We start from the raw sequence: 11,987 nt of genomic DNA on the forward strand, positions 1-11,987 counted from the left end.
ACATCATGTCGATGAGATCTGAATACTGCGGTCTGGTGACCGAACAGCTGCTGGGCCAAAACGTTTCGCTGTGCGGATGGGTGCAGCGCCGCCGCGACCATGGCGGCGTTATCTTCATCGACCTGCGCGACCGCGAAGGCCTCGTTCAGGTCGTGTGCGACCCGGACCGCGCAGAGATGTTCAAGGTCGCCGAAGGCGTGCGCAACGAGTTCTGCGTGCAGGTCAAGGGCGTGGTTCGCAATCGTCCGGAAGGCACGGTCAACGCCAACCTGAAGAGCGGCAAGATCGAAGTGCTGTGCCACGAACTCGTGGTGCTGAACGCGTCGGTTACGCCGCCGTTCCAGCTCGACGACGACAACCTCTCGGAAACCACGCGCCTCACGCACCGCGTGCTGGATCTGCGTCGCCCGCAGATGCAGCACAACCTGCGCCTGCGTTACCGCGTGGCGATGGAAACGCGCAAGTATCTGGATTCGCTCGGCTTCATCGACATCGAAACGCCGATGCTCACCAAGAGCACGCCGGAAGGCGCACGCGACTACCTCGTGCCGTCGCGCACGAACGCGGGCCAGTTCTTCGCGCTGCCGCAGTCGCCGCAGCTCTTCAAGCAGCTGCTGATGGTGGCGAACTTCGATCGCTACTACCAGATCGTCAAGTGCTTCCGCGACGAAGACCTGCGCGCCGACCGTCAGCCGGAATTCACGCAGATCGACTGCGAAACGTCGTTCCTCGGCGAGCAGGAAATCCGTGACCTGTTTGAAGACATGGCGCGTCACGTGTTCAAGGAAACGATCGGCGTCGAACTCGACGCGAAGTTCCCGGTCATGCCGTACTCGGAAGCCATGAGCCGTTTCGGTTCGGACAAGCCGGACCTGCGCGTGAAGCTCGAATTCACGGAACTCACGGACGCCATGAAGGACGTGGACTTCAAGGTGTTCAGCACGCCGGCCAACAGCAAGGACGGCCGCGTGGCCGCACTGCGCGTGCCGAAGGGCGCCGAACTCTCGCGTGGCGACATCGACGGCTACACGGAATTCGTGCGCATCTACGGCGCGAAGGGCCTGGCCTGGATCAAGGTCAACGAAGTCGCGAAGGGCCGTGACGGTCTGCAAAGCCCGATCGTCAAGAACCTGCACGACGCGTCGATCGCCGCCATCCTCGAGCGCACCGGCGCACAAGACGGCGACATCATCTTCTTCGCGGCAGATCGCGCCAAGGTGGTGAACGACAGCCTGGGCGCACTGCGCCTGAAGGTCGGCCATTCGGAATTCGGCAAGGCCAACGGTCTGGTCGAGAAGGGCTGGAAGCCGCTGTGGGTGATCGACTTCCCGATGTTCGAATACGACGAGGAAGAAAACCGCTACGTGGCTGCTCACCACCCGTTCACGAGCCCGAAGGACGAGCACCTGGAATATCTGGAAACGGATCCGGGCCGCTGCCTCGCGAAGGCTTACGACATGGTGCTGAACGGCTGGGAAATCGGCGGCGGTTCGGTTCGTATCTATCAGGAAGAGGTGCAGAGCAAGGTGTTCCGCGCGCTGAAGATCGGTCCGGAAGAAGCGCGTGCGAAGTTCGGCTTCCTGCTGGACGCGCTGCAATACGGCGCGCCGCCGCACGGCGGTATCGCATTCGGTCTGGACCGCATCGTCACGATGATGGCCGGCGCCGACTCGATCCGCGACGTGATCGCGTTCCCGAAGACGCAACGCGCACAGTGTCTGCTCACGCAGGCGCCGAGCGAAGTTGACGAGCGTCAACTGAAGGAACTGCACATCCGTCTGCGTCAGCCCGAGCAGAAGACGGCGCAGTAAGGCTGCGCAGTTAGCCCGATTAAACGGTGTGAAGAAGAGGCGCGCGAGCGCCTCTTTTTTTTCGCTTGGCGTTTGCTGTTGTCATCCCGTTGAGCGTCCGATTCACGCCGATTTGCTAGACTGCGCGGCCATCGATCTGCAAAGACCCTGCCATGCCGCCACGCGTGATTCGTGCCTTGATTCTGCTTGTCGCGCTCGCCACTGCGGCGCTCGCGCACGCACAGCAAGTCGGCTTTATCTCGAACGGCGTCTACTATTCGGTGAATCCGCAACTGGCGAACGGCACGACCCTGCAGATCGTGCCAGACGTCGACCATCCCGCCGTGCAATGCTGCGCGACCATCAGCGGCCGTGCGCACGCCAATCCCAATGTCTTTGACGACCTGCGCGACCGCGCCGTGACGGCTTACGCGATCAAGCTGCCGCCCGCGCTCGATAAGGACGTTTCCGGTTTCGGCGTAACCGGCGAGGCGCATTTCGCACATGTGGGCAAGACCGCCGATGCCACGCTGGAGGGTGGCCTCATGGTGCGCCTCGCGACCTGCACGTCGGGCGAGGGCGTGCATTACCTCGGCAAGCGCATCGGCGATGGCAAAACGCTGGTGCATCTGTCCCAGCACTTTGACGCCGATTTCGAGCCAACTTGCAGCGACGCCGATCTGGAACCGTCCGCGAAATGAGCGCGGAGTGAGTGCCGGATGAGCGCAAAATCGGCGCACCAAGCGCCTCATGCCCCTTTTGCGTTAAATTCTGACAAGACCGTCGCAAACATCGCGGCCCCCACCTGTTTTATCGCCATGCCGATTTCACCGAAGCCGCCGAAGATCCCTGAATCCGTACTCGTCGTCATCCATACGCCGCCTGTGGCGGGGCAGATGGATGTGCTGATCATCGAGCGCGCCGACCGCGCCGGTTTCTGGCAATCGGTCACGGGTTCAAAGGATCGCGTCGACGAGCCGTTTCTGGAGACGGCCGTGCGCGAGGTGGCCGAGGAGACGGGCATCGCTGTCGGGACGCCGGAAGTGCCCGCGCAGGCGCTGCGCGACTGGGATCACGAAATCGACTACGAGATCTATCCGGTCTGGCGTCACCGTTACGCTGAGGGCGTCACACGCAACACCGAGCACTGGTTCAGCCTCGAAGTGCCGAAGGGCACGCCGGTGACGCTCGCGCCGCGCGAGCACACCGCGTATCTGTGGCTGCCGTTCGAAGAGGCCGCGGCGAAGTGTTTCTCGTCGTCCAATCGAGAGGCGATCCTGCAATTGCCCGCGCGCCTGGCCGCCGATCATTCGGGAGAGCGTCCGTGAGCGATACCCGCGCCGATCCCGAAGCAGAACTCGAACCGCGCCGCGTCATGCGGCTGCGCGAGGCGCTGCTGGGGCGGCGCTACCGTTCGCGCTACCGCTTCACGAGCGGCAACGAGGTGCGCCTGTTCCATTCCGGCGAGGGGCTTTTTGGCGCGATGATCGAGCGCATCGACGCCGCCCGGCGCGACGTCGCGCTCGAAACCTATATCTTCTGCAAGGACGCCACGGGCCAGGCGCTCTCCGAGGCGCTGATGCGCGCGGCGCGTCGCGGCGTGCGCGTGCGCGTCATCACCGACGGCGTGGGCACCGCGCGTCTCGATCTGTTCAACGCGTGGCCGGGCGCGGGCATCGAGCATCGCATCTATAACCCGCACATCTTCGGGCGCTTCGGTTTTTCGCGCACGCACCGCAAGCTCGCCGTGATCGACGACCAGTTCGCCTATTGCGGCGGCATCAACGTCGTCGACGACATGGAGAACGATGGCAAGCCGCTGCCGTTCGCGCGCTGGGATTTCGCGGTGGAACTGGCGGGGCCGGTGGTGGTGGATGTGCGCGAGGCGATCGAGATGCAATGGCGGCGCATCCGTCTTGGCCATCGGCCGCCGCTCGCGGGCGCCGGTGCGCCTGACGCGCTGGCCGGGCTGTCGCCGGGCGTGCCGGCGAGCGCGGGCTTTCTCGCACCGCATCCCACGGGGCACACGGTGATGCAGCCCGCCAAGGCCGTCAACGAGGTGCTGCGCGAACTCGCGCCGGTGGTCCGCACGGGCCGCGCCCAACGCATCATCGCGCGGCTGCGCGAGCGTCTGCGTGCGGGCGTGCCCGATCCGCGCACCGCGCACGTGCCCTGCGTGGCCTTCGTCGCGCGCGATAACGTGGTGAATCGTCGGGCCATCGAGAAAGCGTATCTGGACGCCATCGGCGAGGCGCGCAAGGAAGTGCTGCTCGCCAATCCCTACTTCATGCCGGGGCGGCGTCTGCGCCGCGCGCTGGTGGAGGCGGCGGCGCGCAACGTCACGGTCAAGCTTCTGATCGGACGAAAAGAGTTCAAGGTGCTCGACTACGGCACGCCGTTTCTCTATCACCAGCTGCTGAGCGCTGGCGTGCAGATTGCCGAGTACGAAAAGACCATGCTGCACGGCAAGGTGGCGGTGGTGGACGACGTGTGGGGCACGGTCGGCTCGTCGAATCTGGATGCGCTCAGTCTCGTGCTCAACAACGAAGCCAACGTGCTGCTCGTGCAGCATCCGCAGATCGGCCAACTGCGTGAAGCGATCCTGAGCGCCTTCGATGAATCTCCGAAGATCGACCGCGCCCGCTATGAGGCGCGTCCGTGGCATGTGCGCGCGGTCAACTGGCTCGCCTGGAACTCCTATCGCGTGGTCATGAAACTGCTCACCGTGGGCGGTTACGACTAGCTTTCTGATGCGCCGCAGCACGCGAAGCCGCGCGATCCGGCAAGCGGCGCGTCTGCCATATCCAGCGCCCCCTGTGCAATCGAGAAATGTTCGCTTGTGTGCTTTGCGCGAACCCCCAAAATTAGAGTACCGGTTAGAAATCGGTTTCTAATAAAGTCCTTGTTTCGCGGGCGGCTGTCCTCAACAATAGTACGGCCGTTCGATTTAATTCAGGCCGAGATGTCAGCAGATAAAGCCAACATCGCGGCCACATCGTCACGGTAAATAAAGCTATGCGTAAAGGCGAACAGACACGAGCCGCCATTCTGGATGCAGCACTCGACCTCGCGAGCCGGGACGGACTGGAAGGTCTGACCATCGGATTGCTGGCCGAGCGCATGCAGATGAGCAAGAGCGGCGTCTTCGCGCACTTCGGTTCGCGCGAAGACCTGCAGGTCGAGGTGGTGCGTGAGTACCATCGCAGATTCGAGGAAGAAGTCTTCTTTCCGAGCTTGCGCGAACCACGCGGTTTGCCTCGTCTGCGTGCGATGCTGTCGCGATGGTTCGAAAAGCGCATCCACGAAGTCACGACCGGCTGCATTTACATCAGCGGCGCGGTCGAGTACGACGACCGCGCGGACAGCCAGGTGCGCGAGCAACTGGTGGCGAGCGTGACGATGTGGCGTGCCGCGCTGCTGAGGGCCATTGCGCAGGCGATTGAAGAAGGGCATCTGCGACGCGATACCGATCCCGCGCTGATGCTGTTCGAACTGTATAGCGTGACACTCGGCCTGCATCATGACGGCCGCTTCCTGCACCTGCCGGACGCGGTCGAGCATACGTGGGCCGCGTTCGAAAAACTGATTGTTTCGTACCAGAGCGTGAGCGAATAGCGAGCGCCGCGCACAGCGTCGCGGCGGTACGCGAAAGCCCGGACTCTAATGCTCTATCAAGGGAGATAAAACATGGGACAGTACACCGCGCCGCTGCGCGACATGCAATTCGTGCTGCACGAGCTGCTGAACGTGGAAGGCGAAGTCAAGCAGATGCCGAAGCACGCTGACCTCGACGCCGACACCATCAACCAGGTGCTGGAAGAGGCGGGCAAGTTCTGCTCGGAAGTGCTGTTTCCGCTGAACCAGACCGGCGACCGTGAAGGTTGCACGTACGCCGGCGATGGCGTCGTCACCACGCCCACGGGCTTCAAGGAAGCGTACAAGCAGTACGTTGAAGCCGGCTGGCCCGCACTGGGCTGCGATCCCGAATACGGCGGCCAGGGCCTGCCCGCGTTCGTGAACAACGCGCTCTACGAAATGCTCAATTCGGCGAACCAGGCGTGGACCATGTACCCGGGTCTCTCGCACGGCGCCTACGAATGTCTGCACGCGCACGGCACGCCGGAGCTGCAGCAGACCTATCTCCCGAAGCTGGTCGAAGGCGTGTGGACCGGCACGATGTGTCTGACCGAGCCGCACTGCGGCACGGACCTGGGCATCCTGCGCACCAAGGCCGAGCCGAACAGCGACGGCTCCTACGCGATCACCGGCACGAAGATCTTCATTTCGAGCGGTGAGCACGACATGGCGGAGAACATCATCCACCTCGTGCTCGCCCGCCTGCCGGACGCGCCGCAAGGCACCAAGGGCATTTCGCTGTTCGTGGTGCCGAAATTCATCCCCAACGAATCGGGCGCGCCGGGCGCGCGCAACGGCATCAAGTGCGGCTCGATCGAGCACAAGATGGGCATCCACGGCAACGCCACCTGCGTCATGAACCTGGACGGCGCGACGGGCTGGCTCGTCGGCGAGCCGAACAAGGGCTTGAACGCCATGTTCGTGATGATGAACGCCGCGCGTCTGGGCGTCGGCATGCAAGGCCTGGGTCTCACCGAAATCGCTTACCAGAACTCGCTGACCTACGCGAAAGAGCGTCTGCAGATGCGTTCGCTGACCGGCCCGAAGGCGCCCGAAAAGGCCGCCGACCCGATCATCGTGCATCCGGACGTGCGTCGCATGCTGCTCACGCAGAAGGCCTGGGCTGAAGGCGCGCGCGCCTTCACGTACTGGTCGGCGCTGCAGATCGACAAGGAACTCTCGCACGGCGACGAAACCGAGCGCAAGGAAGCTGCGGATCTGGTCGCGCTGCTCACGCCGATCATCAAGGCCTTCCTGACCGACAACGCGTTCGAGAGCACCAACCTCGGCATGCAGGTGTACGGCGGCCACGGCTTCATCTCCGAGTGGGGCATGGAGCAATACGTGCGCGACGCGCGTATCAACCAGATCTACGAAGGCACCAACACGATCCAGTCGCTCGACCTGCTGGGCCGCAAGGTGCTGGGCGACATGGGCGCGAAGCTCAAGAAGTTCGGCAAGCTGGTGACGGATTTCGTCGAAGCCGAAGGCATCAAGACGGAAATGCAGGAGTTCGTGAATCCGCTCGCTGACATTGGCGACAAGATGCAGAAGCTGACGATGGAAATCGGCATGAAGGCGATGCAGAACCCGGACGAAGTGGGCGCGGCGGCCGTGCCGTACCTGCGCACGGCGGGTCATCTGGTGTTCGCGTACTTCTGGGCGCGCATGGCGCGCATCGCGCTGGACAAGGAAAGCTCGGGGGATCCGTTCTACAAGTCGAAGCTGGCCACGGCGCGCTTCTACTTCGCCAAGCTGCTGCCGGAAACGGCGACTGCGATCCGCCAGGCGCGTGCGGGTTCGAAGACGCTGATGGAAGTCGACGAAGCGCTGTTCTAAGCGCCTCGGTGGTGCGCTGCGCCTTCGGGCGAGCGCACCACTCAACACCGAATCTCTCAAGCGGCGCACCGGTTAGAAGAACAACACACCGGTCCGCGCCGCAAAAACATCCCGCTATTTCCCGTTTCGCTCGACATTGCATATCCGCTGGAGGAACAACGTGAGCAATCTAAATATTCGCAAGGTCGCCGTGCTCGGCGCCGGCGTGATGGGCGCGCAAATCGCCGCGCACCTGATCAACGCCCGCGTGCCCGTGCTGCTGTTCGATCTGCCCGCGAAGGAAGGTCCCAAGAACGCCATCGCGCTCAAGGCCATCGAGACGCTGAAGAAGCTGTCGCCCGCGCCGTTCGGCGTGAAGGACGACGCGCAGTACATCACGCCCGCGAACTACGAAGACGATATCGCGAAGCTGGCGGAATGCGACGTGGTGATCGAAGCGATCGCCGAGCGCATGGACTGGAAGCACGACCTGTACAAGAAGGTCGCGCCGCACCTCGGTCCGAAGGCGATTTTCGCCAGCAATACCTCGGGCCTGTCGATCACGGAACTGTCGCAAGGTTTCGACGACAACCTCAAGGCGCGCTTCTGCGGCGTGCACTTCTTCAATCCGCCGCGCTACATGCACCTGGTCGAGCTGATCCCGACCGTGCACACGCAGCCTGAAATCCTCGACCAGCTCGAATCGTTCCTCACGAGCGTGGTGGGCAAGGGCGTGGTGCGCGCGAAGGATACGCCGAACTTCATCGCCAACCGCGTCGGCATTTTCTCGATCCTCGCGGTCATCACCGAAGCGAAGAAGTTCGGACTGCGTTTCGACGAAGTCGACGATCTGACGGGCGCGCGTCTGGGCCGCGCGAAGTCGGCGACGTTCCGCACGGCGGACGTCGTGGGCCTCGACACGATGGCGCACGTCATCAAGACGATGCAGGACAACCTGAAGGACGATCCGTTCTTCGCGGTTTATGAAACGCCGGCCGTGCTGGCGGGTCTGGTGGCGAAGGGCGCGCTCGGCCAGAAGACGGGCGGCGGTTTCTATCGCAAGGAAGGCAAGGCCATCAAGGTGCTCGACGGCAACACCGGCGAGTACGTGGACGGCGGCGCGAAGGCCGACGATCTGGTGGGCCGCATCCTCAAGCGTCCGCCCGCTGAACGTCTGAAGCTGCTGCGCGAATCGCAGCACCCGCAGGCGCAGTTCCTGTGGTCGATTTTCCGCGACGTGTTCCATTACATCGGCGTGCATCTGGAATCGATCGCCGATAACGCGCGCGACGTCGATCTGGCGATCCGCTGGGGCTTCGGCTGGAACGAAGGTCCGTTCGAAGGCTGGCAGGCCGCAGGCTGGAAGCAGGTCGCGGAGTGGGTGAAGGAAGACATCGACGCGGGCAAGACGCTGTCGAGCGCGCCGCTGCCGGCCTGGGTGTTCGAAGGCCCGGTCGCCGCGAATGGCGGCGTGCACGGTGCGGAAGGTTCGTGGTCGCCTGCGGCTGCACGCTTCGAGCCGCGCTCGACGCTGCCGGTCTACGAGCGCCAGGTGTTCCGCGCCGCGCTGTTCGGCGAATCGGGTGCGCGCGATCCGAAGACCTACGGCAAGACGCTGTTCGAGAACGAGCATCTGCGCGCGTGGGTCGATGACCGCGCGGGCGAGGACGATGTCGTGATCGTCTCGTACAAGAGCAAGATGAACACGATGGGCCCGGGCGTGCTCGATTCGCTGTCCAAAGCGATCGATATCGCCGAAGACGGCTACAAGGGCGTGGTGATCTGGCAACCGACGTCGCTCAAGCTGGGCGCGCCGGGCGGCCCGTTCTCGGCGGGCGCGAACCTCGAAGAAGCCATGCCGGCCTTCATGATGGGCGGCGCGAAGGGCATCGAGCCGTTCGTGAAGAAGTTCCAGGACACGATGATGCGCGTGAAGTACGCGAACGTGCCGGTCGTGGCGGCCGTGTCGGGCATCGCGCTCGGCGGCGGTTGCGAAATCATGCTGCACAGCGCCAAGCGCGTGGCGCACATCGAAAGCTATGTGGGTCTGGTGGAAGTGGGCGTGGGCCTCGTGCCGGCGGGCGGCGGTCTGAAGGAAGCGGCCGTGCGCGCAGCCGAAGCGGCCGCACAGATCGGCGCCGTGCCCAGCGACCTGCTGCGTTTCCTGCAGAAGTCGTTCGAAAACGCGGCGATGGCCAAGGTTTCCGGTTCGGCGATCGAAGCGCGCACGATGGGTTATCTGAAGCCGTCGGACACGATCGTCTTCAACGTGTTCGAACTGCTCGACACGGCGAAGAAGGAAGTGCGTGCGTTGAACGCATCGGGCTACCGTGCGCCGCTGCGCGCGAAGCAGATTCCGGTGGCGGGCCGCTCGGCGATTTCGACCATCAAGGCGTCGCTCGTCAACATGCGCGATGGCCGCTTCATCAGCGATCACGATTACCTGATCGCGGGCCGCATCGCCGAAGCGGTGTGCGGCGGCGATGTCGAAGCGGGTAGCCTGGTCGACGAAGAATGGCTACTCACGCTGGAGCGCCGCGCCTTTGTCGATCTGCTCGGCACGCAAAAGACGCAGGAACGCATCATGGGCATGCTGCAAACCGGCAAGCCGGTGCGCAACTAAGCGGCACGACGCATACGAGATACTGGAGTCAAAGATGAGCAAACAGTTGCAGGATGCATACATCGTCGCCGCGAGTCGCACGCCCATCGGCAAGGCGCCGCGCGGCGTGTTCAAGAACACGCGCCCGGACGAGCTGCTGGTGCACGCGATCAAGTCGGCCGTGGCGCAGGTGCCTGGCCTCGACACCAGCGTGATCGAAGACGCGATCGTCGGCTGCGCGATTCCGGAAGCCGAGCAAGGCCTGAACGTGGCGCGTATTGGCGCGCTGCTCGCGGGCCTGCCGCAGAGCGTGGGCGGCGTGACCGTCAACCGCTTCTGCGCTTCGGGCCTGACGGCGCTGGCGATGGCGGCGGACCGCATTCGCGTCGGCGAATCGGACGCGATGATCGCCGCCGGCTGCGAATCGATGAGCATGGTGCCGATGATGGGCAACAAGCCGTCGCTCTCGCCGCATATCTTCGATCGCAACGAAGACGTGGGCATCGCTTACGGCATGGGTCTGACGGCGGAAAAAGTCGCTGAGCGCTGGAAGATCAGCCGCGAAGCGCAGGACGCGTTCTCGGTGGAATCGCACCGCCGCGCGCTGGCTGCGCAACAGGCGGGCGAGTTCAAGGACGAAATCGCGCCGTACATGCTCAGCGAGCGTTTCCCGGATCTCGCCACCGGCGAAGTGAAGGTGAAGGAACGCCTGATCGAGCTGGACGAAGGCCCGCGTGCGGACACCACGCTCGAAGGCCTCGCGAAGCTGCGCGCCGTGTTCGCCAACAGGGGTTCGGTGACGGCGGGCAATAGCTCGCAGACCTCGGACGGCGCGGGTGCACTGATCGTCGTCTCGGAAAAGATGCTCAAGCAGTTCAACCTCACGCCGCTCGCGCGCTTCGTGAGCTTCGCGGTGCGCGGCGTGCCGCCGGAAATCATGGGCATCGGCCCGAAGGAAGCGATTCCGGCAGCGCTGAAGGCCGCGGGCCTGAAGCAGGACGATCTGGACTGGATCGAGCTGAACGAGGCATTCGCCGCGCAATCGCTGGCGGTGATCCAGGATCTGGGCCTCGATCCGTCGAAGATCAATCCGCTGGGCGGCGCGATTGCACTGGGTCACCCGCTGGGCGCAACGGGCGCGATTCGTGCGTCGACGGTGGTGCACGGCCTGCGCCGCCGCAACTACAAGTACGGCATGGTGACGATGTGCGTCGGCACCGGCATGGGCGCGGCAGGCATCATCGAGCGGCTGTAACGCGTTCGGGCGCTGGCGCTTGAAGCAATCGACACGGTTCGCAGGCTTGACGGTCTGCGAACCGTTTTTCGTATCCGGCTGCGAAGTGGCAAAGCAAGGAGACAAGACAATGAGCAACGAAATCCTGATCGCACGCGAAAACGGCGTGCTGACGATCACCATCAACCGCCCGGAGCGCAAGAACGCGCTCACGCCCGCGATGTATCAGGCGATGGCCGATGCGCTGGCATCGGCGCAAGAAGATGGCGGCGTGCGCGCCGTGCTGCTGCGCGGCCACGCGGAAATCTTCACCGCTGGCAACGATATCGAGGATTTTCTGAAGAACCCGCCGACCGGCGGCGATTCGCCCGTGATGACGTTCCTGCATACCATCGCGGCGTTCGAGAAGCCGCTGGTCGCGGCGGTCGCGGGCGCGGCCATCGGCGTGGGCACGACGCTGCTGCTGCATTGCGATATGGTCTATGCGGCCGATACGGCGCGCTTTGCGATGCCGTTCGCGCAGCTGGGCCTGTGCCCGGAGGCGGCTTCGTCGCTGTTGCTGCCGCGCATTGCGGGCTATCAGGGCGCGGCGGAAAAGCTGCTGCTCGGCGAGAGCTTCGATGCGGCGGAAGCGCATCGCATGGGCTTCGTGAACCGCGTCGTGGCGGCAGCCGAACTGGAAGCGTTTGTTAGCGCGCAACTGGCGAAGCTGGTGTCGCTGCCGGCGTCGTCGCTGCGCGTCACCAAGTCGCTGATGAAGCGCGCAGGCGAGCACGAGATCAAGACGCAGATGAGCGAAGAGTCGGTGCACTTCGGCAAGATGCTGCTCGCGCCCGAAGCGCGCGAGGCGTTCACGGCTTTCCTGCAAAAGCGCAAGCCGGATTTCCGGCAGTTCGATTAAGCGCTA

Annotated in this window: 9 protein-coding genes and 1 pseudogene; 9 read left to right on the forward strand and 1 reads right to left on the reverse strand. The window is 64.0% G+C overall.

Annotated elements, in window-relative coordinates:
- Positions 1 to 5 precede the first annotated feature (5 nt).
- Entirely contained in the window at positions 6 to 1,811 is a 1,806-nt protein-coding gene (aspS, locus tag F3J17_RS24160) for an aspartate--tRNA ligase (RefSeq protein WP_167064888.1), read from the forward strand.
- Between the two features lie 152 nt (positions 1,812 to 1,963).
- Complete coding sequence (locus tag F3J17_RS24165; RefSeq protein ID WP_167064891.1) at positions 1,964 to 2,491, forward strand: hypothetical protein; 528 nt, start codon at positions 1,964 to 1,966, stop codon at positions 2,489 to 2,491.
- 47 nt (positions 2,492 to 2,538) lie between these two features.
- Here F3J17_RS24165 and F3J17_RS36490 read toward each other — a convergent pair whose 3' ends face one another.
- The gene (locus F3J17_RS36490) at positions 2,539 to 2,661 is read right to left on the reverse strand and encodes a hypothetical protein (protein ID WP_275692924.1); all 123 of its coding nucleotides are present in this window, start codon (positions 2,659 to 2,661) and stop codon (positions 2,539 to 2,541) included.
- Between F3J17_RS36490 and nudB the strand changes: the two genes are divergently transcribed.
- From nudB to F3J17_RS24200, 7 genes and pseudogenes are all read left to right on the forward strand, one after another.
- Positions 2,609 to 3,118, forward strand: coding sequence for a dihydroneopterin triphosphate diphosphatase (nudB, locus tag F3J17_RS24170; protein WP_167064893.1), 510 nt, complete (start codon positions 2,609 to 2,611; stop codon positions 3,116 to 3,118). The two genes, F3J17_RS36490 and nudB, sit on opposite strands and share 53 nt — an antisense overlap.
- A gap of 86 nt (positions 3,119 to 3,204) precedes the next feature.
- Positions 3,205 to 4,533, forward strand: a pseudogene (locus tag F3J17_RS24175) (phospholipase D-like domain-containing protein); the annotation flags it as partial.
- A gap of 272 nt (positions 4,534 to 4,805) precedes the next feature.
- Positions 4,806 to 5,405, forward strand: a complete 600-nt coding sequence (locus tag F3J17_RS24180; RefSeq protein WP_027817932.1) for a TetR/AcrR family transcriptional regulator — start codon at positions 4,806 to 4,808, stop codon at positions 5,403 to 5,405.
- A gap of 72 nt (positions 5,406 to 5,477) precedes the next feature.
- Complete coding sequence (locus tag F3J17_RS24185; protein ID WP_167064896.1) at positions 5,478 to 7,265, forward strand: acyl-CoA dehydrogenase C-terminal domain-containing protein; 1,788 nt, start codon at positions 5,478 to 5,480, stop codon at positions 7,263 to 7,265.
- A gap of 160 nt (positions 7,266 to 7,425) precedes the next feature.
- Positions 7,426 to 9,867 (forward strand): 3-hydroxyacyl-CoA dehydrogenase/enoyl-CoA hydratase family protein, encoded by a 2,442-nt coding sequence (locus F3J17_RS24190; protein ID WP_167064899.1) that lies wholly within the window; start codon positions 7,426 to 7,428, stop codon positions 9,865 to 9,867.
- 34 nt (positions 9,868 to 9,901) lie between these two features.
- Entirely contained in the window at positions 9,902 to 11,101 is a 1,200-nt protein-coding gene (locus F3J17_RS24195) for an acetyl-CoA C-acyltransferase (RefSeq protein ID WP_167064903.1), read from the forward strand.
- A gap of 109 nt (positions 11,102 to 11,210) precedes the next feature.
- The gene (locus tag F3J17_RS24200) at positions 11,211 to 11,981 is read left to right on the forward strand and encodes an enoyl-CoA hydratase (RefSeq protein ID WP_167064906.1); all 771 of its coding nucleotides are present in this window, start codon (positions 11,211 to 11,213) and stop codon (positions 11,979 to 11,981) included.
- Positions 11,982 to 11,987 lie beyond the last annotated feature (6 nt).

It is taken from the genome of Burkholderia sp. Ax-1719, assembly GCF_011753055.1.
Taxonomy (GTDB): Bacteria; Pseudomonadota; Gammaproteobacteria; order Burkholderiales; family Burkholderiaceae; genus Paraburkholderia.

Bases quoted from the DNA above. Each gene is read 5' to 3' on its own strand.
- aspS (WP_167064888.1), top strand. From the start codon at position 6: ATGTCGATGAGATCTGAATACTGCGGTCTGGTGACCGAACAGCTGCTG.
- F3J17_RS24165 (WP_167064891.1), top strand. From the start codon at position 1,964: ATGCCGCCACGCGTGATTCGTGCCTTGATTCTGCTTGTCGCGCTCGCC.
- nudB (WP_167064893.1), top strand. From the start codon at position 2,609: ATGCCGATTTCACCGAAGCCGCCGAAGATCCCTGAATCCGTACTCGTC.
- F3J17_RS36490 (WP_275692924.1), bottom strand. From the start codon at position 2,661: ATGACGACGAGTACGGATTCAGGGATCTTCGGCGGCTTCGGTGAAATC.
- F3J17_RS24180 (WP_027817932.1), top strand. From the start codon at position 4,806: ATGCGTAAAGGCGAACAGACACGAGCCGCCATTCTGGATGCAGCACTC.
- F3J17_RS24185 (WP_167064896.1), top strand. From the start codon at position 5,478: ATGGGACAGTACACCGCGCCGCTGCGCGACATGCAATTCGTGCTGCAC.
- F3J17_RS24195 (WP_167064903.1), top strand. From the start codon at position 9,902: ATGAGCAAACAGTTGCAGGATGCATACATCGTCGCCGCGAGTCGCACG.
- F3J17_RS24200 (WP_167064906.1), top strand. From the start codon at position 11,211: ATGAGCAACGAAATCCTGATCGCACGCGAAAACGGCGTGCTGACGATC.